General features: G+C 59.6%; 20 protein-coding genes and 1 pseudogene. 12 read left to right on the top strand and 9 right to left on the bottom strand.

Features of this window, described 5'->3' with window-relative positions:
• Positions 1–110: 110 nt before the first annotated feature.
• The gene (hfq, locus tag BN1135_RS05550) at positions 111–470 is read right to left on the bottom strand and encodes an RNA chaperone Hfq (protein ID WP_042019475.1); all 360 of its coding nucleotides are present in this window, start codon (positions 468–470) and stop codon (positions 111–113) included.
• Positions 471–645: 175 nt separating this feature from the next.
• Between hfq and BN1135_RS05545 the strand changes: the two genes are divergently transcribed.
• Genes BN1135_RS05545 through BN1135_RS05535 form a run of 3 tightly spaced genes read left to right on the top strand, consistent with a single transcriptional unit; the run spans position 646 to position 4,128 of the window.
• A complete protein-coding gene (locus tag BN1135_RS05545; protein WP_042019473.1) occupies positions 646–1,917 on the top strand; it encodes a PqiA/YebS family transporter subunit in 1,272 nt (423 codons plus the stop codon).
• Entirely contained in the window at positions 1,910–3,559 is a 1,650-nt protein-coding gene (pqiB, locus tag BN1135_RS05540) for an intermembrane transport protein PqiB (protein ID WP_042019472.1), read from the top strand. The genes BN1135_RS05545 and pqiB overlap by 8 nt, the downstream gene beginning before the upstream one ends.
• Positions 3,556–4,128: a PqiC family protein gene (locus BN1135_RS05535; protein ID WP_042019470.1), complete on the top strand. Its 573-nt coding sequence runs from the start codon at positions 3,556–3,558 to the stop codon at positions 4,126–4,128. The genes pqiB and BN1135_RS05535 overlap by 4 nt, the downstream gene beginning before the upstream one ends.
• 80 nt (positions 4,129–4,208) lie before the next feature.
• Here BN1135_RS05535 and rlmD read toward each other — a convergent pair whose 3' ends face one another.
• Complete coding sequence (rlmD, locus tag BN1135_RS05530; protein ID WP_042019469.1) at positions 4,209–5,561, bottom strand: 23S rRNA (uracil(1939)-C(5))-methyltransferase RlmD; 1,353 nt, start codon at positions 5,559–5,561, stop codon at positions 4,209–4,211.
• A 274-nt stretch (positions 5,562–5,835) separates the two neighbouring features.
• Between rlmD and BN1135_RS05525 the strand changes: the two genes are divergently transcribed.
• Positions 5,836–7,560, top strand: a complete 1,725-nt coding sequence (locus tag BN1135_RS05525; protein WP_042019466.1) for a proline--tRNA ligase — start codon at positions 5,836–5,838, stop codon at positions 7,558–7,560.
• A 95-nt stretch (positions 7,561–7,655) separates the two neighbouring features.
• Here BN1135_RS05525 and BN1135_RS05520 read toward each other — a convergent pair whose 3' ends face one another.
• From BN1135_RS05520 to BN1135_RS05510, 3 genes are all read right to left on the bottom strand, one after another.
• Positions 7,656–8,336, bottom strand: coding sequence for an SDR family oxidoreductase (locus BN1135_RS05520; RefSeq protein WP_042019464.1), 681 nt, complete (start codon positions 8,334–8,336; stop codon positions 7,656–7,658).
• A gap of 117 nt (positions 8,337–8,453) precedes the next feature.
• Positions 8,454–9,080, bottom strand: a complete 627-nt coding sequence (locus tag BN1135_RS05515) for a TIGR04219 family outer membrane beta-barrel protein (RefSeq protein WP_042019463.1) — start codon at positions 9,078–9,080, stop codon at positions 8,454–8,456.
• 94 nt (positions 9,081–9,174) lie between these two features.
• Complete coding sequence (locus BN1135_RS05510; RefSeq protein WP_042019462.1) at positions 9,175–9,624, bottom strand: copper chaperone PCu(A)C; 450 nt, start codon at positions 9,622–9,624, stop codon at positions 9,175–9,177.
• 90 nt (positions 9,625–9,714) lie between these two features.
• Here BN1135_RS05510 and BN1135_RS05505 point away from each other — a divergent pair, with 90 nt between their 5' ends.
• Positions 9,715–10,464 carry an enoyl-CoA hydratase-related protein gene (locus BN1135_RS05505; protein ID WP_042019460.1) on the top strand — a complete coding sequence of 250 codons (750 nt, stop codon included), beginning with the start codon at positions 9,715–9,717 and terminating at the stop codon, positions 10,462–10,464.
• Positions 10,465–10,481: 17 nt separating this feature from the next.
• Here BN1135_RS05505 and BN1135_RS05500 read toward each other — a convergent pair whose 3' ends face one another.
• On the bottom strand, positions 10,482–10,910 hold the full coding sequence (locus BN1135_RS05500) for a DUF2753 family protein (RefSeq protein ID WP_042019458.1): 429 nt from the start codon (positions 10,908–10,910) through the stop codon (positions 10,482–10,484).
• Between the two features lie 279 nt (positions 10,911–11,189).
• Between BN1135_RS05500 and BN1135_RS05495 the strand changes: the two genes are divergently transcribed.
• Positions 11,190–11,849, top strand: a complete 660-nt coding sequence (locus tag BN1135_RS05495; protein ID WP_042019457.1) for a CatB-related O-acetyltransferase — start codon at positions 11,190–11,192, stop codon at positions 11,847–11,849.
• Positions 11,850–11,950: 101 nt separating this feature from the next.
• On the opposite strand, the gene BN1135_RS05490 is transcribed toward BN1135_RS05495, so the two are convergent.
• Complete coding sequence (locus BN1135_RS05490; RefSeq protein ID WP_042019456.1) at positions 11,951–12,652, bottom strand: ParB-like protein; 702 nt, start codon at positions 12,650–12,652, stop codon at positions 11,951–11,953.
• A 183-nt stretch (positions 12,653–12,835) separates the two neighbouring features.
• Here BN1135_RS05490 and BN1135_RS05485 point away from each other — a divergent pair, with 183 nt between their 5' ends.
• From BN1135_RS05485 to BN1135_RS05475, 3 genes are all read left to right on the top strand, one after another.
• Positions 12,836–14,440, top strand: a complete 1,605-nt coding sequence (locus tag BN1135_RS05485) for a peptide ABC transporter substrate-binding protein (protein ID WP_042019455.1) — start codon at positions 12,836–12,838, stop codon at positions 14,438–14,440.
• A 131-nt stretch (positions 14,441–14,571) separates the two neighbouring features.
• Positions 14,572–14,871 carry a hypothetical protein gene (locus tag BN1135_RS05480; RefSeq protein WP_042019454.1) on the top strand — a complete coding sequence of 100 codons (300 nt, stop codon included), beginning with the start codon at positions 14,572–14,574 and terminating at the stop codon, positions 14,869–14,871.
• A 137-nt stretch (positions 14,872–15,008) separates the two neighbouring features.
• Positions 15,009–16,568 carry a methyl-accepting chemotaxis protein gene (locus BN1135_RS05475; protein ID WP_042019453.1) on the top strand — a complete coding sequence of 520 codons (1,560 nt, stop codon included), beginning with the start codon at positions 15,009–15,011 and terminating at the stop codon, positions 16,566–16,568.
• Positions 16,569–16,635: 67 nt separating this feature from the next.
• Here the strand turns inward: BN1135_RS05475 and dusA are convergent, their stop codons facing one another.
• On the bottom strand, positions 16,636–17,622 hold the full coding sequence (dusA, locus tag BN1135_RS05470) for a tRNA dihydrouridine(20/20a) synthase DusA (protein ID WP_042019452.1): 987 nt from the start codon (positions 17,620–17,622) through the stop codon (positions 16,636–16,638).
• 138 nt (positions 17,623–17,760) lie between these two features.
• On the opposite strand from dusA, the gene zur reads away from it, so the two are divergent.
• Genes zur through BN1135_RS05455 form a run of 3 tightly spaced genes read left to right on the top strand, consistent with a single transcriptional unit; the run spans position 17,761 to position 18,905 of the window.
• A complete protein-coding gene (zur, locus tag BN1135_RS21395; RefSeq protein WP_005335805.1) occupies positions 17,761–18,219 on the top strand; it encodes a zinc uptake transcriptional repressor Zur in 459 nt (152 codons plus the stop codon).
• On the top strand, positions 18,209–18,670 hold the full coding sequence (locus tag BN1135_RS05460) for a chemotaxis protein CheX (RefSeq protein ID WP_016351979.1): 462 nt from the start codon (positions 18,209–18,211) through the stop codon (positions 18,668–18,670). The genes zur and BN1135_RS05460 overlap by 11 nt, the downstream gene beginning before the upstream one ends.
• Before the next feature lie 4 nt (positions 18,671–18,674).
• Positions 18,675–18,905: a hypothetical protein gene (locus BN1135_RS05455; protein WP_042019447.1), complete on the top strand. Its 231-nt coding sequence runs from the start codon at positions 18,675–18,677 to the stop codon at positions 18,903–18,905.
• A gap of 85 nt (positions 18,906–18,990) precedes the next feature.
• Here BN1135_RS05455 and BN1135_RS05450 read toward each other — a convergent pair.
• Positions 18,991–20,143: pseudogene (locus BN1135_RS05450) on the bottom strand (branched-chain amino acid transport system II carrier protein).
• Between the last annotated feature and the right edge of the window lie 216 nt (positions 20,144–20,359).

Here is a 20,359-nt window from a genome sequence, read left to right as displayed (position 1 = left end):
CAAGGGGCGATAAGCGGAACCGGCTCCCATACGGGACAGGATTGAAAATGAGAGCCGGTTACGTCAGCCGCTGACGCAGGGCGCGTCAACGGGCAGGTCGGGGCAGACGATTACTCGTTGTTACCACCGCCCTGATTGTCATCATAACGGCCCGGGGCACTATGGGGACGCGGCGCCATGGAGACACGAGGCTTGCGGGCGCGCTGGATGTTCACCGGCGGACGGCCAGAGTGCATGGCGATGGTGGAGATCTTGGCCTTGTAGACCAGCTGCTGATTACCATGGGCATCGGTCAACAGCACGCTGTACTGGTCAAAGCCACTGATGGTGCCTTCCAGCTTGATGCCGCTCACCAGAAAAATGGCAACCTGACTGCGATTCTTACGCAACCAGTTAAGGGCGGAATCTTGCCCGTTACCAAGGGAAAAGGCTTGCTCAATGGTGGAGTAGCTTGGGGATTCAGTTGTCATAAGTTATTGTCCCGCAGAAAAAAGTGGCGTTTGATTGTGCTAAATGGCCACTGGCTTGTCAAAGTCATTCTCACTCCCACCAGCAATAGCGGCCTCCGGGGGCTGGTCGCTGACCAGTACAACTGCGATAATTGCCAATTCTGGCTCCTCTACGGGCCTTATCTGGGGTTTTATCTTGCATCCGGTTTCACACCAACACCACACCACCTATATCCATGATGCCACTGCCTGCGAAGAGTGTGATCTGCTGATACCGGCCACACCGCTCGAGGTAGGCCAGGCCAGCTGCTGTCCCCGTTGCGGACACACGCTCAGTCGTTACCTGCCACAGCAGGAGCTGCGCCCTATCGCCTATGGTTTCGCTGCACTTATCATGTTCGTGCTCGCCAACGCCTTTACCTTTATGTCCTTCTCGGCCAAAGGGATCGGCCAGGAGATGACCTTTCTACAGAGCATCACCACCCTGGTGGATGAGGGCTATCTGTTTCTCGGCGCCGTGCTCAGTGTGACCCTGATCGGATTGCCGCTGGTCTACATGGGCTCCATCATGCTGGTGCTGTGGCGTATCGATAAAGATCTCCACAGTAATGCCTTGCGCTCTCTCGGCCGCCTGCTTTGCCGGATCAAACCCTGGCTGATGGTGGATGTGTTTCTGGTGGGGGTACTGATCTCGCTGGTCAAGCTGATGGGGATGGCCGACATCAAGATGGGGCTGTCGTTCTGGGCCTTCGTCGGTTACACCCTGCTGCTGATCAAGATGATCTCCTCACTGGACCGGATGTGGCTATGGCAGCGGCTGTTCGGCCCCTCCGAGCCGCGCGAAATCGATCCTGAAGCGGGCGCGCTGGCATCGGGTCTGGTGGGCTGCCATATCTGTGGCGCCCTGAGCGAGTTGGGCTGCCATAGCTGCGCCCGCTGTGGCGGTCACCTGCATGCGCGCAAACCCGGCGGCCTCAACCGTACCTGGGCACTGCTGTTTACCTCCGCCATTCTTTATGTACCCGCCAACCTCTATCCCATCATGAATACGGTGTTTCTCGGCGATGACAGTCCCTCCACCATTCTTGGCGGTGTGGTGCTGTTGTGGGCCATGGGCTCCTACCCGATTGCAGCCGTCATTTTCTTCGCCAGCGTGGTAGTGCCGCTGGTAAAAATAGTGGCGCTATTCTGGCTTTGCTATATGGTGCAGCGCGGCCATGCCGCCTCGCCGCTAGGCAAGCTCAAACTTTATCGTATGACTGAATTTGTCGGACGCTGGTCAATGATCGACGTCTTCGTGGTCGCCATCCTCGCTGGCCTGATCCGGCTCGACAATCTGATGACTATCTATCCTGGCCCTGCGGCCGTTGCATTTGCAGGCGTGGTATTGATCACCATGGTCGCAGCCATGAGTTTCGATGCCCGCTTGATCTGGGATTTACAACAAGGAGACCCCGAACGTGAGTGAGCGTAAAAAAAGGTGGAAACCGGGCTCTGATTTTATGAGCTCTGCTGCCGCAATCTGGATGGTGCCTCTGCTGGCGCTGTTCATCGGTCTCTGGATGCTGTTCCAGCACTGGTACTCCCAGGGCCCCAGCTTCACCCTGACAGTCGCCACTGCCGAAGGCATAGTGGCGGGCAAGACGGTGATCCGCTCCCGCGAGGTCGATGTCGGCCGAATTGAAGCGGTCGAACTGAGCGATGACTACAGCCACGCGGTGCTGCGGGGGCGACTAAGCAATGCCGCTGCAGGCATGCTGCGCGGTGACAGCCAGTTCTGGGTGGTCAAGCCACGGGTGGGTCGTGAAGGGGTCTCCGGCCTCGGCACCCTGCTCTCCGGTGCCTATATCGAACTCTCCACCGGCAAGAAAGGACGGGCACTGGACGAGTACGCCATGCTCGACAAACCGCCGCTCGCCTCCCTTGATGCCAAGGGACTGCGCCTCACCCTCAACAGTCGCGACACCCGCGCGCTGAGCGAAGGCTCGCCCATCAACTATCAGGGCTTCACCATAGGTCAGGTGGAAGAGGCGAAGTTCCTGCCAGAAAAGAGCGAGATGCAGTATCAAGTCTTCATCAATGCCCCTTATGACATTCTGGTCAGCAGCAACTCCCGCTTCTGGCTGACGCCGGGCTTCGAAGTCTCCATGAGCAGTGAAGGGATGAAGGTGAAGATGGATTCACTGGAGAGCCTGCTCGACGGCGGCATCACCATGGGTCTGCCACCCGGCTGGTCGCCCGGTGAACCCGTTACCAAGATGGAAAATTTCACCCTGTTCCAGGATGAGGCGAGCGTGCTGGCCGGTAGTCTGGATCAGTTCATCGACTACGTCTTCCTGTTCGATGACAACGTGGGTGGCCTGCACCCGGGCGCCGCCGTGCAGTATCGTGGCATCCGGGTCGGTACCGTCATCTCCGCCCCCTACCTCATCGAGGACAAGGGCGTGCAGATCTTCAAGAGCCGCCAGATCCCGGTGCTGGCCCGCATCGAAGTGCAACGCCTCTCCCACCGCTATGCCAAGGCGGAGAAGGATCAGTGGCGCGCCCTGTTCGGCAAGCAGTTCAAGGAGGGGTTGCGTGCCAGCCTCAAGACCTCGAGCCTGCTGACCGGTGGCAAGATCATCGATCTCAACTTCTACCCGGATGCACCACGCTTCGAGCAGGCCAAGCTGGCCGGCTATCAGGTGTTCCCCACCGTACAGGGCGGACTGGACCAGATTGAGCGCAAGGTAAACACCATCCTCGACAAGTTTGTCGACATGGACATGGCGACCACCCTGGCCAAGGTCAACGGATCACTCTCCACTCTGGATGGCACCCTGAAGAACATCGGGGCGGTCAGTGCCAACCTGAACAAGCTCACCGCCAAGGATGCAACCCAGCAGCTACCGGCATCGCTTAACGAGAGCCTCAAGCAGCTGCAGGAGACCTTGCAGGCCTATGATGCCCAGTCACAGACCAATCAGGACCTGCGTCAGTCGGTGCAGACCCTCAATCAGTTGATGCGTGAACTGCAGCCGCTGGTGCACTCCCTCAACGAGCAGCCAAGCTCGCTGATCTTCGATCGCGCGCATCCATCGGACCCTGAGCCCAAGCGAGGCAAACAATGAAAAAACAGATCCTGACGCTGGCCCTGCTGGGCCTGCTGGCGGGTTGTAGCAACAGCCAACCGAGCCTGCACTACTACTCGCTCGATGCCGACAGCCCGCAGCCGGTCGCCGTAGCGGCCAAACCGCAGCACCAGCTGGTGCTGCGCCCGATCAGCCTCGCCAGTCAGCTCGACCGGATCAGCCTGGTCTATCAACTGGAAGGGCAAGAGCTGCACTTCACCGAGTATCACCGCTGGGCTGGCTCGCTGGACGATCAGCTCAACCAGCTCACCCTCAATGGCCTCTCGACCCGGCTGCCGGGCTGGGTGGTACGGCAGGATGGCGCCCGCAAGGGGCCGGTGCTGACTATTCTGGTGGAACGCTTTCAGGGCCGTCATGACGGCAGCGCCGTGTTGAGCGGCCGCTGGCGACTACTGGCGGAAGATGGCACCGTGCTGCGCGATGCCCCCTTCCGTCAGGAGAGGGTACTGCCCGCCGATGGCTACAACGCGCTGGTGAACGAACTGGGTCAGGGCTGGCAACAGCTGCTCGACCAGATCGCCGCCGAGGTGCGCCAGAGCGCAAGCTAACCGGTCTACCCCGGATTGCAGATATAAAAAAACGACGCCAATTGGCGTCGTTTTTTTATGGGCGAGTGTCAGGTGATGACTCACGCCTTGGCGGGCAGGCTCAGACGAGCAACCGCTTCCACATGCATGGAGTGCGGGAACATATCGACCGGCTGTACCTCGTCCAGCACGAAGCCCTGCTTGACCAGCCAGGCGAGATCGCGGGCCAGAGTCTGCGGGTTGCAGGAGACATAGACCAGCCGACGGGGCGCCATGGCCACCAGGGTCTGCAGCACCGCCTTGTCACAACCCTTGCGGGGCGGATCCAGCACCACCACATCAGCGGTCACGCCCTGAGCGTGCAGCTCGGGCATCAGCTGCTCGGCCTTGCCAACGTGGAATTCGGTGTGCTCGATGCCGTTGAGGGCGGCATTGCGGCGGGCATCGCTGATGGCGCTCTCCACCGACTCGATCCCCACCACCTTGGCGGCCTTGCCAGCCAGGAACAGGGAGATGGTGCCGATACCGCAATAGATGTCGAACACCGTCTCATTGCCTGTCAGCTCGGCATATTCGAGGGCGCTGGAGTAGAGCACATCGGTCTGGGTCGGGTTGTTTTGGAAGAAGGAGAGCGGCGAGATCTCGAACTCGAGTTCGTGGATTTTGTCGCGGATAACCCCTTCGCCCAGCAGCACCCGGTTGGTGGCCCCCAGAATGCGGTTGGTGCGCTCATCGTTGATGTTCTGTACCAGAGTGGTGATCGGCAGATCGCTCAAGCTTGCCAGCAGCTCGGCTTCGAACGGCAGCGCGTCACCCAGGGTCACCAGCACTACCATCAGCTCGCCGCTCTTGAAGCCCTTACGGGTCATCAGGTTGCGCACGCAGCCAGTGTGGTTCACTTCGTCATAGGCGGCGATGTCATGCTCGCGCATCCAGTTGCGCACCCGGGCGTTCAGTTCCACGTGCAGTGAATCCTGCACCGCGCAGTCATCGGCAGTGATCAGATCGTGGGAGTGCTTGCGATAAAAGCCGATCTCGGCACCGGCTTCGCAGCCACGCACCGCGTATTGGGCCTTGTTGCGGTAGGCAAACGGGCTCTCCATACCGAGGATCGGGTTGACCTTGGTCTCCCCCAACCCAGCCTGCTCCAGTGCGCTCTGCACCAGTGCCTGCTTGAGCTTGAGCTGGGCCGGATAGGCCAGCGGGCGTACCTGACAACCACCGCACTCGGTGTTGGGGCAGAAATCGGCAACCCGATCGGCAGAGGGCTGGAGCAGCTCGGTGACCTTGCCATGCAGATAGTTCGGCTTGACCTCGGTCAGCTCCACCAGCGCCTGCTCACCGGGCAGCAGACCTTCGACAAACAGGGGGCGATCGAACAGGCGTCCTTTGCCATCTCCTTTGTCGGTCAGTTCCAGGATCTCGATCTGGTGTTGATGTCCCACTAACGGCATGAGCGGCTCCAAAAATACAAAAATGGGGGGTGATGGACGCGGCACAGCCATGCCCATCGAGAAAAGGTGGCAGAGTTTAGCGGAGATCCGGCCAAATTGCAGGCATAAAAAGCCTGCGTGTTGTAATGGTTGTGGCGCCTGGCCATCTGCCGAGCCCTGTTACCTTTCAGGGCTGCGTTAAATTTAGCCCTTGGGCCGCAACGCCCAGCCTGTTAAAATTCCGCCCTTGAATTTATCCAGGGCCCAGCGCCCGTCTTAGCTAAGGTCTACCGCGATGCGTACCAGCCAATATCTGCTTTCCACTCTCAAGGAAACCCCCTCCGACGCTGAAGTTGTCAGCCACCAGCTGATGCTGCGCGCCGGGATGATCCGTAAACTGGCCTCCGGCATGTATGCCTGGTTGCCAACCGGTCTGCGGGTACTGAAAAAAATCGAGAACATTGTTCGCGAAGAGATGAACAATGCTGGTGCCATCGAAGTCTCCATGCCGGTGGTACAACCCGCCGAGCTGTGGCAAGAGTCAGGCCGCTGGGATGACTACGGTCCCGAGCTGTGCCGTCTGACCGACCGTCACAACCGCCCCTTCGTGCTGGGCCCGACACACGAAGAGGTGATCACCTCGCTGGTTCGTTACGAAGTGAACAGCTACAAGCAGCTGCCGCTCAACCTCTACCAGATCCAGACCAAGTTCCGCGACGAAGTGCGCCCCCGTTTCGGCGTGATGCGTGGCCGCGAGTTCCTGATGAAGGATGCCTACTCCTTCCACATCGACAAGGCCTCGCTGATCGATACCTATGAGCGGATGCACGCCGCCTACTGCACCGCCTTCACCCGCATGGGTCTGAACTTCCGTCCGGTGCAGGCCGATACCGGCTCCATCGGTGGTACCGGTTCCCATGAATTCCAGGTGCTGGCCGAGAGCGGTGAAGACCTGATCGCCTTCTCCGACAGCTCCGAGTACGCCGCCAACATCGAGATGGCCGAAGCGCTGGCGCCCGCTGGTGAGCGCGCTGCCGCTACCGCTGCCCTGACCAAGGTTGCTACCCCGGCTGTTCATACCATAGACGAAGTGGCCGCCTTCCTGAGCGTGGCGCCGACCGCCATCGCCAAAACCCTGCTGGTACTGGCCGAAGAAGACGAACACGGCAAGCAGGCCGTCATCGCGCTGGTACTGCGTGGCGACCACGAGCTGAACGAAATCAAGGCCGAGAAGCTTTCTGGCGTTGCCAACCCGCTGACCTTCGCCAACGACGAGCAGATTAAAGCTGCCGCCGGTTGCGATGCAGGCTCCATCGGCCCGGTCGGCTTTGCCGGTCGCATCATCGTCGATCGCAGCGCCGCCCATCTGGCGGACTTCGTCTGCGGCGCCAACGAGACCGGTTTCCACCTGACCGGTGCCAACTGGGATCGCGACATCACCGCTTACGAAGTTGCCGACCTGCGCAACGTAGTAGAAGGCGACCCGAGCCCGTGCGGCCAGGGCAAGCTGCTGCTCAAGCGCGGTATCGAAGTGGGCCACATCTTCCAGCTGGGTACCAAGTACTCCGAAGCGATGAAGGCGAGCGTACTGAACGAGGGTGGCAAGTCCGTCACCATGGAGATGGGTTGCTACGGTATCGGGGTTTCCCGTCTGGTGGCTGCCGCCATCGAGCAGAACAACGACCAGTACGGCATCATCTGGCCGGAAGCTATCGCCCCGTTCGAAGTAGCTATCGTGCCGATGAACATGCACAAATCCGAGCGCGTGGCCGAGCAGGCTCAGCAGTTCTACGCCGAGCTGAAAGCGGCTGGTGTGGATGTACTGTTCGACGACCGTAAAGAACGCCCGGGCGTGATGTTCGCCGACATGGAGCTGCTGGGTGTGCCGCACGCCATCGTCATCGGCGATCGCAGCCTCGACAACGGTGTGGTGGAGTACAAGTGCCGCCGCTCCGGCGAGAAGCAGGAAGTGGCCATTGGCGACATCATCGCCATGCTCAAGGCCAAGCTGGGCCGTTAATTTCGCCCCCTTGCCAAGATAAAAAAAGCGCGCCATTTGGCGCGCTTTTTGTTTCTGCTTTCTCTGACAACCGCAACCAGATGGCGGGCTTCGCCTCAGGGATTGCGACCGATAAAGAGGTCGGTCACGTGGCAACTGCTTCTGGCTTCCAGCGCGTCGAGCATATAGGCCGCCGCATCTTCCGGGGTCATGAAACCGCTCGGGTCCACGTGATCCGAGTTATCCCAGAATTCGCTGCGGATCCCGCTCGGGTAGAGGTTGACCAGCCGCAGCGGCGAGCCTTTCAGCTCGGCGCGCAACGACTCCAGAAAGCCGCGCATCCCCCATTTGGAGGCGCAGTAGAGGCTCTCGTTGGCCTTGCCCACCTGCGCGGCGGAGGAGAGCACATTAGCCAGCACTCCGCCTTTCTCGCCGATGAGCCGCACCGTCTGCTGGGCCACCAGAATGGTGGAGATGAGATTGCTCTCCACCACCCGGCGGATCTGCTCGGCGGTGTAGACACCGACCGGGCCGAATTCGCCCACCCCGGCGCAGTGCAGCACCAGCTCGGGCAAGCCGCCCCACTCCACCGCAGCGGCGAAGGCGACATCGACCTCTTCATGGTGCGCCAGATCGGCAGCGATGCCGATCACCGCGCTGCCGAGCAGTTGTTCCTGTTCCTGCAGTCGCTGATAACGGCGCCCCATCATGGAAACCTGATGGCCCCGCTCAACCAGACCTATGGTCAGGGCCCGGCCCAGACCGGAACCGGCGCCAGTCACTATGATGTGCCCCATTATCCCTCCTCGTTGCCAGCTGACGGCCTGATTGGACAGTAAACTCACCATCCATACACCAGCTGACCGTCAATGCGCTGCTCGATGTTGGCAACGCGTCGTCAGACCACCGTCAGATTAGAAAGTGAATTCGCCACCCATGAACCAGCCGTCGATAGACTGATCGATGTTGTCGAAGTCGACCTTGGCTTCACGCCAGCCGGCGCGCAGCTTGATCGGCATGGAGGAGAACTTGTAAGAACCACCCAGACGGTAGTCATAGTTGTCCGCATCGTGGGTACGCAGGTCGCCGAAGAAGGCGAAACCGGTGCGAGGAATGTTTACTTCGCCGCCAGCATAGGCCATCAGGGTATCTTCTTTGTAACCCTGGCGACCCCAGGTTACCTGCTCACCATCGTAGTGACGGCCGGTCATGCCCAGATCGATCTTGAACAGATCGTTGTTGAACAGACGGTAGTAGAGGCTCAGATCGTAGGCGGTCAGGTCATTTTTGAAGGCGCCACCGGAGGTGCTGAAATCGGAGATTTCAAACTTGGCGTTCGGCAGGAAGATGATGCCGTGTTCCAGCTGCAGATAGCCATTCCAGTTGTAGTTGTCATCGTAGTTGGTGCTGCGGTTATAAGCCTGACCACTACCCTGAGAAGACCATACATCCGCACCGGCAGCAAAACGCCAGTCGTTAGCGGCCATGGCACCCTGGCTGCACAGAGCCAATACAACACCGGCAATCAGCGTCTTTTTCATTACGTCACTTCCTCTTGCATACATGGAAAGGGCACTATTTTACTCGGTGCAGCCAAAATACCCAGCGGGAATCCTGAACAAACGACGACAAATGTCAGTGCTTCATATGCTTCATGCCCGCCATCGGCTCAATCGGCTTCACTGGCAGTGACAGATCCAGCTTCTGACCATCGTCCATGGTGAGGGTCAGCGGCATGGGAGTCTGCTCGGAGAGAGTGCCCACCTCGAACAGCATGATGTGCAAACTGCCCGGTTTGAGTACCGCCTCGCCCTTGGCCGGGATCTCGATACTCTCGACCTGACGCATCTTCATCACGCCATTTTCGTGCAGGTGAGTGTGCAGCTCGGCACGCCCGGCCGCAGCAGAGGCCGCCGCCACCAGCTTCACCGGCTGGTCGGCGTCATTCTTGAGCACCATAAAGGCGGCGGTGTTGGGGGAACCCGGCGGCAATAGCCGCACATAGCCATCGACGGCCTCGACCTTGGCCAGTGCCGGCGCCGTCATACCCAGTACCAGCAGAGAATAAAACGCACGTTTAAACATGGTTGAAATCCTTTTATGATGTTGTTAAACGGCAGCAAGGTTACCCCAGCGGCAACCTTTTTTGCACCTTTCAATAACAAGGATTTAGACATGGCCCCCATTCTCATTGCCGAGCAGCAGGATGGCTTGCTCACCCTGACCCTCAACCGCCCCGACAAGCGCAACGCCCTCAATACCGAGCTGTATGAACAACTGGTGGCGGCGCTGCGAGAGGCGGCGGCCGATGACGAGGTGCATGTCCTGTTATTGCAGGGGCAGCACGACTGTTTCACTGCGGGCAATGACCTGGCCGACTTTATGGGCAAGAGTTCGCTGGAGCCCGACGACCCTATCCTGCAGTTCCTCCACACCCTGGCGGATTTCCCCAAACCTGTGATCGCCGCCGTTGGCGGCCCGGCAGTGGGGATTGGCACCACCATTCTGCTGCACTGCGATCTGGTCTATCTAGGGGATAATGCCCGCTTGCAGCTCCCCTTCGTCGAGCTGGGGCTGGTGCCGGAGTTCGCCTCCAGCCTGCTGCTGCCGCGTCTGGTGGGGCACCTCAAGGCGGCCGAGCTGTTGCTGCTGGCCGAAGCGATCGATGCAGAGGAGGCGCTGCGACTAGGGCTCGCCAACAAGGTGGTGGCGGCCGATGGATTGCTCGCCTTTGCCCGCGAGCAGGGGCTAAAGCTGGCGGCCAAACCGCCCAAAGCCTTGCAAAAGAGCAAGGCACTGCTCAAGCAGGAGCTCAAACAGGCGGTGCACTTTGTCATCGATCTGGAGGCGCGCGCCTTCGCCCAGGCGCTGCAAGGGGAAGAGGCGCAGCAACGGATCGCCCACAAGCTCAAACGGCGGGGCTGAGCCGCGCCCAAATCCGCTCAGTTGAGACGAAAACGGCCGATCAGCTCGCAGCCCTGCACCTTGTCCTGTAGCTGGATCAGCTGGGCAATTTCCGGATTAGGGTGGCGCTTGAGGAAGGCGAGCAGGGCACCGCGACAGCAACCCAGCTCGCTGATCAACGCTTCGCACTCCCGGTTGGGGCACTGCGGCACCAGCGCTGTCACCAGCTCGGCAGCGAGCTTCAGGTAGCGCAGCTCGTAAGTCGGCTCATCCATCGCCCGCCAGAAATCGGCCAGTCGGTGACAAGTGGCGACCCGCATGGTGGCCAGCTCCGGCAACTCGACCTGGGTCATCTCGTAAACATCCCCCAGCGCCTGCTGATAAAAGCAGATCGCCGCCCCCAGCGAACCAGCCTGCCAGGCTCGATCCGCCTCCAGCATGTATCGTTGCCAACTTTGCGGTGTCATCTCGCGCTCCCGAGTCCATCATCGTGGGAGCGTTATCATGGCTAATTGAGAATAAATATCAACCAGAGGGTTAGTGCAGGATCTCTCCGCAACCTTGGCAAACCGGACGCCCGACCTTATGATCATGCCCTTTCCCCTTCTTTGGAGCACACCACAATGCGACCTCGCCTCCCGCAGATGCTGGGCAGCTCCCTGCTCTGCGTGCCCCGCATGCTGGTCTGGATCTATTAGCTGCGCTCACCCGCACGCAACCAATCCATTCAGCAAAGGAGTACCAACATGAACACCTGCCAACACTGGTCGCAGGTCGAATACCTGCACCTGACGGTGACCAACCCCAATATCTGCCTCAAGGGGCAGCACAGCTACTACTCGGGCGCCTGGGATGGTCCCTTCGAAGAGGTGGCAGTGCGCTACCTGCACGGCGACCGCTTCAGCCGCAGCCCGGAAACCGGCTGGGAGCCGCTGTGGCATATCGACCGACTCCATATCGGCGACTATGTGCAGATTGCCGCCGGGGTAAAGATCATCATGGGGGGCAACCACACCCACAACACTGCCTTCATCAGCACCTATCCGTTTGCCGATCTGGCAGCGCTCAAACGCAGCTACCGCCCCGCCGGTGATACCCGCATCGGCAACGATGTCTGGATCGACATGGAGGCGATGATCATGCCCGGTGTCACCATCGGTGATGGCGCCATCATCGCCGCTCGGACGCTGGTCACCAAAGACGTGCCGCCCTATGCCATGGTGGCGGGCACCCCGGCCAGGGTGGTGCGAATGCGCTTTGACGAGGAGGAGATTGCCCGGCTACAGGCTCTCGCTTGGTGGGATTGGCCGGATCAACAGGTCAACGCCCTGTTGCCGCTGATCCAGCAAGGCGAAGTCGCCCTGCTTGAGCAGGCGGCCGCCCGCTGGGCTGAGCGCCATGAGTGACCACCGCCAACCAGCACGAACAAGCTGACAGCAGAAGGGCGACCCCGGGGTCGCCCTCTTTCATCTTTGGCATGCATGAGATGCCGTCATAGCTCATCCGGTCACTGCACCGTTTTGGATTGACTACACTGCTTACCGGGATAACCGGGCAGATCCTTGGCATCGCTGCCACAGGCAAGCCGTTTGGCCTGTTGCAACCGGGCCGCCAGATTAGCGCTGTCCACCGGCATCCACTGCATCTGCTTGCCGAGCCAGCTGGCCCAGGCAAACTCGACGAAATAGACCTGCTTGTCCTTGCTGAAGTAGCCCGCATCCTGCAGCAGTCCGGCCAAGGTGCGATAGGGATAATCAGACAGCTTGTCGATGCTGGTCGGCAACTGCTCCGGGGTCAGCGGCTGCCCCTTTTCATCCTTGAGCCAAGCCCAGTGGTTGTTCTGCATCTGGCTCCAGAAATTGTCTTTATCCTGCAGGCGACCTATCACCTTGACCCGGGCCTCTGTGACACCTTGTTGCCACAGCGCCTTAGTCAGATGATGCCGATCCACTAGCCAGTAGCCGCCATCCGGCGCAATCACCACGGGGATCTCTTTCTTTTTCATCAACTTGTCGAGCTGCTTTGCGCTCATGCCCGCCAATGTAGCCTGGGTCTCATCGACCTGGATCTGGCCGACGCCCCCCTGAGTCGGGTGCAAGGCATCGATGCCGATCTCGCACCAGTTGCCCACCGCCGTCTCGCGCTGGCACGGGGCCAACGCCCAGGCACCCTGGCTCAACACACAGGCCAGCAATAACCATGCTTTCATCGTTTGATACTCCTTGCCACATTGAACTGCAGAGACACCCGCATGCCCCGCATCCCCGATTGGGGTTGAGAGCCAAATGCTGGCGGCCAGACCAGTAAACGGGATATCATGATTCCCCATCTGTCGGCGACATTTTATCGCCGAGTTTTCTCCCCGCTTCACACTATTTGAAGGATCCGACCCATGAAAGGATGGAGCCCCTTGCTGGCCCTGTTGGGCTGCGCCGCTGTTCAGGCTGCCGATATTCCCGCCGGAACACAACTCGCCGCCGAACAAATTGTCGTTCGCCACCTCAAGGATGAACCTGCAAGCCTGAGCCCGCTCAAGCTGGTCGGCTTGCCGGAGTTGCAGGTACTGCGGGATCTGTTCGAGGGGCTACTGACCCAGGGGCCGGATGGCAAACCGGTTGCCGGGGTGGCGGCAAGCTGGGAGAACAAGGGCAACCAGTTCTTTACCTTCCATCTGCGCCCGGATGCGCGCTGGTCCAACGGCGATCCGGTCAAGGCCGGCGACTTCGTCTACGGCTGGCGCAAGCTGGTCGACCCAAAAGAGGCAGCGACCTTCGCCTGGTTTGCCCAGCTGGCCCGTTTCGACAAGGTGGACGAGATAGTCGCTGGCAAATTGCCTGCCAGCGAGCTGGGGGTCAAGGCCCTTGATGACCACACTCTGCAGGTGACCCTCTCCCAGCCGGTGCCCTACTTCCTGAGCCTGCTTAGCCACCCCAGCCTGTCGCCGCTCCATCAGGCCAGCATAGAGCAGTACGGCAACCAGTGGACCCAACCCGGCAAACTGGTGGGTAACGGCGCCTTTGTGCTGAACAACCGGGTGGTCAACGAGAAGCTGGAGCTGACCCCCAACTCCTACTATTGGGATCGGGCCCATACCGCGCTGACCAAGGTGATCTTCATGCCGATCAATCAGGAGAGCGCGGCGACCAACCGCTACCTGGCTGGCGATCTGCATATCACCGAATCCTTCCCCAAAGAGCAGTACGACAAGCTGAAGCAGCAGATCCCGAATGAGGTCTATACCCCGGATCAGCTCGGCACCTACTACTACGCTTTCAATACCCGTCAGGCGCCACTGAACGATGTGCGGGTGCGCAAGGCGCTTTCCTACACCATCGACCGCGCCCTGATCGCCGACAAGGTGCTCGGCACCGGCGAGAAACCGGCTTATCACTTCACTCCGGATGTGACCGCCAGCTTCACTCCTGCCGCCAACCTGCTCTCTACCACCCAGCAGCCGGAGCTGGACAGCAAGGCCAAGGCCCTGCTCAAAGAGGCCGGTTACGGCCCGGACAAGCCGCTCAAGCTGACTCTGCTCTACAACACCGCGGAAATTCACAAGAAGATGGCGCTGGCCATCGCCAGCATGTGGAAGCAGAAGCTGGGTGCCGAAGTCGAGCTGACCAATCAGGAGTGGAAAACCTATCTCGACAGCCGCCAGAGCGGTCAGTTCGAGGTGATCCGCTCCTCCTGGGTGGCCGACTACAACGACCCCTCCGCCTTCCTCGGCCTGTGGGGCTCCCGTCACAGCGGCAACATGGCAGGCTTTGCCAATGCCCGTTATGACCAGCTGCTGGCAGAGGCGGCCAGCACTCAGGATGCCGCCAGCCGCAGCAAGCTGTTTGGCGAGGCGGAGGCGATCCTGCTGGAGCAAGCCCCCATCGCCCCCATCTACCAGTACACCAATGCCCGCCTCATCAAGCCATGGCTCAAGGGCTATCCCATCAACAACCCGGAAGATGTGGCTTACAGCCGCCAGCTCTATCTCGTCAAACACTGAGCTGGTAACCAAGGCTGAAACCAAAGAGGGCCGCCTGCGGGCGGCCCTCTTATTGGATACTGTTCATGCTCAAGCTTTAGGCATAAAATGCCGCCCTTCTAGTGAATCCCCCCTCTGATCATCGGTTGAACATGCGTTATCTGTTACTGCTCCCCCTGTTGTGGACCCTGCCTGCACAGGCCAATAACGAAGCAAAATGCCAGCAAGAGTTTGTCGGCTGGATGCTGCACCAGCAGCAACAGTTCAGCGATCGAAAGTCTGACAAGATGGAGCGGCGCCGTGCCGAGCGCGCCATCGAGTTGGCCCGTCAGGAGTACGACAAGCAGACCAGCTTCTGCCAGACCATGCAGCTGGTGCGCAGCTACAAAGATGGCGATCCACGCTTTAAACCGAGAACTGGTGAAATTCACGATTTCGCACCGGCCAGCTGACCCTCACTTCATCAATTCATTGTGTTGATTAATTGACCCAAGCCAAGTTCGGGGCACTAAAGAGCCTTAGAATGATTAACTGAAAACAACAATAAAAAACATATTTATCAGTTAGTTGGCTTTTTCAGGAACGACACATGACCAAACTCCATCAGGAGGGGGAGATACACTTCCCCGACAACATCTCACTCATCTCGACCACGGATCCCGCCAGCCATATTACCTATGCCAACCAGCACTTCTGTGATGTGGCAGGGTATGGTGCTACCGAAATGGAAGGGGTGCCCCACAATCTGGTGCGTCACCCCGACATGCCCAAGGCGGCCTTCGCCGACATGTGGCAGCGGCTGCGACAAGGCAAAAGCTGGATGGGGCTGGTCAAGAACCGCGCCAAAAGCGGTCAGTTCTATTGGGTAAACGCTTACGTCACCCCGATCCTCAATGCCCAGAAGGAGATCGTCGAGTACCAGTCGGTGCGCACCAAACCCGCCGCCAGCGATGTGGCCTGGGCCGAGCAGCTCTATGGCCTGCTGCGCAGCGGCAAAGCGCTTCCCTGGCTGAGTCGGTTTCACATTGAACCGGGTCAGCTGACCCTCTGGCTCTCCGCTTCTGCCTTGCTCACCACCCTTGCTACTTTTGCCACCGGCAACCTGTTCTGGCTGCTGCCCTCAACCCTGTTACTGCTGGCACAGGCAACCCACGGCTGGCGATTGCAGCAGCGGCTGGCTCACCTGCTTACCCTTGCCGATCAAGACAAGGGAACCCGTCTCTGTCAGGTGCTCTACACCCGACGGCGCGACACCCTGGCGGCCGTCGAACTGGCCCTGCGGATGAAGCAGGCCGAGCTCAAGGCCGTGGTCGGGCGCAGCGCCGACACCAACCAGCAGATCCTGCAGGCAGCCGAAGATGACCGGGGCAATATCCAGACCATTGATACTCACCTGCAGCAGCAACGCGCCCACAGTGAGCAGCTGGCCACCGCCATCACCGAGCTGAGCCACTCCATTCGCGATGTGGCACACAGTGCCCATGAGGCGAGCAATCTGGTCATAGAGGTGCAGCAGGTCTCTGCCGAGGGGCTGCAAGCATTGGCGACCACCCAATCCTCCGTCAACCAACTCCATCAGGAGCTGGATGCCAACCACGCCGTGCTGGCACAGCTCACCAGCGACAGCCAGAAGATCAGCGGCATTCTGGAGGTGATCAGCCAAATCGCTGACCAGACCAACCTGCTCGCTCTCAATGCGGCCATCGAGGCAGCCCGGGCTGGCGAACAGGGGCGCGGTTTTGCCGTGGTGGCGGACGAAGTGAGGGCGCTGGCCCAGAAGACCCGAGCGTCGACCAGCGAGATCCACGAGATGATCCAGGCGCTGCAACAGACCACCCGGCTGCTGTCGGATGGGATGACACAAGGGGCGCAGACCTCGGTGCGCTGCCAGCAGCACGCAGGCACTACCGCCGACGTGCTCATGCAGATCAACCGGATGCTGGGGCAGGTGACCCGCACCAGCGACGAGATCGCCCAGGCGGTGAGTCAGCAGGCCGACGTCACGGCGACACTCGACGAAGGGGTACACCAGATCCACCAGCTGGCCAGCCACACCGCCGACAACAGCAGGCAGGCCCTCGATGGCATCACCCTGCTGGTAGAGCGACTGCAGGATCTCTCGCGGCTGATCAACCAGTTCAGATATTGAAGCGACAGCGATCAAAAAAGCGCGTCAACTGACGCGCTTTTTGTGGTTCTTGCCCTGGCAAAGCGGCTTATTCGGCCGTCTCGCTGCTGGCAAACTCCGGCACTTTGGCCATGGCATCCAGCACCACCTGAATACCGGCGCCCGGCTTGCAGGCGTTTTCACTCAGGTGACGGCGCCAGGCGCGGGCCCCCTGCATGTTCTGGAACAGCCCCAGAATGTGGCGAGTCATGTGGGAGAGGTAGTTTCCCTTAGCCAGCTCCTGTTCGATATAAGGCAGCATCATCCGCACCACCTCGTGGCGACTCGGCACAGCGTTATTCTGGCCGAACACCAGGTTGTCTACCTGCGCCAGAATGTAGGGGTTCTGATAGGCTTCGCGCCCCATCATGACGCCATCCACATGCTGCAGATGCTCGAGAGTCTGCTCCATGGAGGTGACGCCGCCGTTGAGGGCGATGGTCAGCTCGGGGTAATCCTGCTTGACCCGATAGACGCGGGGGTAATCGAGGGGCGGGATCTCGCGGTTCTCCCGCGGGCTCAGGCCGCTTAGCCAGGCTTTGCGCGCGTGCACAATAAAGGTATCGCAACCGGCATCGCGCACCTGTTCGATAAAGGCCTGCAAAAATTCGTAGGAGTCCTGATCGTCGATACCGATACGGGTCTTCACCGTCACCGGAATATCGACCACATCGCGCATCGCCTTGACGCAGTCAGCCACCAGCGCAGGTTCACCCATCAGGCAGGCACCAAAACGGCCGTTCTGCACCCGATCAGAGGGGCAGCCGACGTTGATGTTGATCTCGTCATAGCCACGCTCCTCGGCCAGCTTGGCGCAATGGGCCAGATCGGCGGGATTGCTGCCACCCAGCTGCAGGGAGATAGGGTGCTCCTGCTCGCTGTAACCCAGATAATCCCCCTTGCCGTGGATGATGGCGCCGGTGGTCACCATTTCGGTATAGAGCAAGGTCTGGCGACTCATCAGTCGATGAAAGTAACGGCAATGCCGATCAGTCCAGTCCAGCATGGGGGCGATGGAAAAACGCTGCGCCTGCATAAAAATCATCCGGGTTGGCTAAATAAAGGGGGCGGATTTTATCACAACGTGAAGCAGCCCCAGAAAATGAATTTTGCCACCGCGCCATGCGAAGCCCTGTGATAGTATCCGGCTAATAGAAAGGGTATCTGCGCGATCATGAATCAAGACCAACTTTTACAACGAGCCGAGCGACTCTGTATACAGCGAGGGATCCGCTTCACCCCGACCCGACGTCAGGTATTTCGCCTGCTGGCGGCACACGGCAACGCCATCAGCGCCTATGATTTGTTAGCCCAGCTGCAGCAAACCGAAGCCAATGCCAAGCCGCCAACCGTCTATCGGGCGCTCGATTTTTTGCTCGAACAGGGCTTTGCTCACAAGGTGGAATCTCTCAACGCATTTATCTTCTGCTGCCACTTCGATCACGCTCACCCGATGCAGTTGCTGATCTGCGATGAGTGCGGGGATGTGGTCGAGCTTCACGATACGGCGATCGATAGCGCGTTTTCCGAGCAGGCCCACTTGCATGGTTTTACTATTACCAATAAGACAATAGAGGCACATGGCCAATGTGCTCGCTGTACGCCCACTGTAGGAAGTCATCATGAAGGCTGATTTTGTAAATCCGTTCCTGCTATCCCTGCTCAATGTGCTCTCGACCATGGCACAACTGGAACTCAAACCGGGCAAACCGAAACGCAAGATGGATGAGCTGGCACGCGGCGACGTCTCCGGCCTGATCGGCATGGTCGGCCCGCAAACCCGTGGCTCCCTCTCTATCAGCTTCGAGAAGGGTCTGGCGCTGGAGATCATGCGCCGCATGCTGGGTGAAGCCCCCGCCACCATCAACGAAGAAGTGACCGACATGGTGGGCGAGATCACCAACATGGTAACCGGTGGCGCCAAACGGATGCTGGGTGAGAAGGGTTACGAGTTTGACATGGCAACCCCCATCATCGTTTCCGGCCCCAATCACACCATCACCCACCGGGCCGATGGCACCAAGATCATGATGCCGTTCGAATCAGATTACGGCCGCGCCACCATCGAAATCTGCTTCGAGTAACCCTATGTGGAAAGCATTGAAATGGATTTTCATCTGCTGGGCTCTGCTGCTGATCCTGTCGGACATTCAGATCAGCACCTCCCTCTACAAGTACGAGGATAACCGGGTGCTCATCAACTTCCCGCGCTGGGAAGCCAAGGACCCATGGGGTACCCTCGAGTGGCATGCAGGACGCATCAGCAGCCACTGGTATGGGCTGGAGGGAAAACCAAAACCGGTAGCCCCACAAATCTGAACCGTCAAATCGTTAGAAAATCACCAACGCAACAATAGAAGAGGCCAGCATATGCTGGCCTCTTTGCTATTCAATGGACCCAGCATCAGGCAACTTCGGCGGCCAATTTCTCGCTCGGGCGGACCACCATGCCTACCACGCAAGCCAGCAGGGTCGGCATCAGCCAGGCGAGGCCCTGGTCAAACAGCGGCAGGAAGGAAAACGCATCCATCTTCATGCCGGCAGCACCCAGCCCATCGAGGCAGCCAAACAGGAAGGCAACCGCCAGCACGCCACGAAACACCCGCCGTGGATGGGCAAACCACCCCTTGAGGAAAGTGACCAGCACCAATGCCACGGCAACCGGATAGATGGCCACCAGCACCGGAATGGAGAGGCTGATAAGCTGACTCAGCCCCACATTGGCGACCAGCGCACAGAGTGCCCCCAGCAACATGACCCAGTTGCGATAGGCCCAGCTAGTCAGGCCGTGGAAGTAGTCTGCGCCAGCACAGAGCAAGCCCACCGGCGCTGTTGCCCAGCTGAAAGAGCGAGACGTACACCGCCGACAACCCGACCGCCGAGATCAAACCCGCAATGGTGAGGTATTTGAACTGACTGCGATAATCCTCTATCCCCTTCTGGCGTAGCAAACCGATGATCAGGGCGCCAAACATCAGGGAGGCAAGGGTATCCATGGTGTTGTACCCCTCCAGCATCCCCTTGGTAAGCGGCGCACTGACATACTCACCGCTGGCATCGGGCATGGTGCCCTGCGGCGCTATAAAGACCCCGACCGCCAGAATGATCAGCATCACCATCAGGGCTGGAGTCAGGTACTTGCCGATAGCATCGAGCAGCTTGCCGCGATCGAGTGACACCAGGATCACCAGCGCAAAGAAACTCAGGGTGTAGATCAGCAACCCCTCATGGCCGGCATCCCCAAGCCAGGGTTTGAGCCCCATCTCGTAGGCGACCAGACCGGTACGGGGAATGGCGAAGGCGGGCCCCATGATGATGTAGATGGTGATGGCCAGCGCCGTCGCCGCCCCGGCGGGCAGATAGCGGGTCATCCCGGTCCAGCCGCCCGCGCCGCCCCCCGAACTCCCCTTGGCCACCGCAATCAGGGTGATCAGCGGCAAGCCCACCGCCGTCAGCAAAAAGCCGCACATGGCGGCCAGCAGATGCTCACCGGCCATGAAACCGGCCAGCGGCGGAAAAATGATATTGCCTGCCCCCAGATAGAAAGCAAACGTCATAAACCCCAATCCGAATACGTCGGACAACTTCAATGATTTCGTCAAACCCAACCTCATCTGCCTTATCCGCTTGTTATTGATTGCACCCACTGCCTGGCAGATAACCGGTAACAATACCTCTGGCGCCCATTCGGCCCGCAGACCGGATGAAGCGATCCATCTTTAGCATAAAGAAGAGGAGTTCGATCTCAATCACCAAGTAATATCTTGAAACAA

Origin of the sequence: Aeromonas sobria (assembly GCF_000820145.1) — a bacterium.
GTDB lineage: Bacteria > Pseudomonadota > Gammaproteobacteria > Enterobacterales > Aeromonadaceae > Aeromonas > Aeromonas sobria.
Note: the sequence above shows the minus strand (reverse complement) of the source record. Positions and strands in the feature narration are given on the sequence as shown.

Coding starts and splice junctions, on each gene's coding strand:
- hfq (WP_042019475.1), bottom strand. CDS start 470: ATGACAACTGAATCCCCAAGCTACTCCACCATTGAGCAAGCCTTTTCC.
- BN1135_RS05535 (WP_042019470.1), top strand. CDS start 3,556: ATGAAAAAACAGATCCTGACGCTGGCCCTGCTGGGCCTGCTGGCGGGT.
- rlmD (WP_042019469.1), bottom strand. CDS start 5,561: ATGCCGTTAGTGGGACATCAACACCAGATCGAGATCCTGGAACTGACC.
- BN1135_RS05525 (WP_042019466.1), top strand. CDS start 5,836: ATGCGTACCAGCCAATATCTGCTTTCCACTCTCAAGGAAACCCCCTCC.
- BN1135_RS05520 (WP_042019464.1), bottom strand. CDS start 8,336: ATGGGGCACATCATAGTGACTGGCGCCGGTTCCGGTCTGGGCCGGGCC.
- BN1135_RS05515 (WP_042019463.1), bottom strand. CDS start 9,080: ATGAAAAAGACGCTGATTGCCGGTGTTGTATTGGCTCTGTGCAGCCAG.
- BN1135_RS05510 (WP_042019462.1), bottom strand. CDS start 9,624: ATGTTTAAACGTGCGTTTTATTCTCTGCTGGTACTGGGTATGACGGCG.
- BN1135_RS05505 (WP_042019460.1), top strand. CDS start 9,715: ATGGCCCCCATTCTCATTGCCGAGCAGCAGGATGGCTTGCTCACCCTG.
- BN1135_RS05500 (WP_042019458.1), bottom strand. CDS start 10,910: ATGACACCGCAAAGTTGGCAACGATACATGCTGGAGGCGGATCGAGCC.
- BN1135_RS05495 (WP_042019457.1), top strand. CDS start 11,190: ATGAACACCTGCCAACACTGGTCGCAGGTCGAATACCTGCACCTGACG.
- BN1135_RS05490 (WP_042019456.1), bottom strand. CDS start 12,652: ATGAAAGCATGGTTATTGCTGGCCTGTGTGTTGAGCCAGGGTGCCTGG.
- BN1135_RS05485 (WP_042019455.1), top strand. CDS start 12,836: ATGAAAGGATGGAGCCCCTTGCTGGCCCTGTTGGGCTGCGCCGCTGTT.
- BN1135_RS05480 (WP_042019454.1), top strand. CDS start 14,572: ATGCGTTATCTGTTACTGCTCCCCCTGTTGTGGACCCTGCCTGCACAG.
- BN1135_RS05475 (WP_042019453.1), top strand. CDS start 15,009: ATGACCAAACTCCATCAGGAGGGGGAGATACACTTCCCCGACAACATC.
- dusA (WP_042019452.1), bottom strand. CDS start 17,622: ATGCAGGCGCAGCGTTTTTCCATCGCCCCCATGCTGGACTGGACTGAT.
- zur (WP_005335805.1), top strand. CDS start 17,761: ATGAATCAAGACCAACTTTTACAACGAGCCGAGCGACTCTGTATACAG.
- BN1135_RS05460 (WP_016351979.1), top strand. CDS start 18,209: ATGAAGGCTGATTTTGTAAATCCGTTCCTGCTATCCCTGCTCAATGTG.
- BN1135_RS05455 (WP_042019447.1), top strand. CDS start 18,675: ATGTGGAAAGCATTGAAATGGATTTTCATCTGCTGGGCTCTGCTGCTG.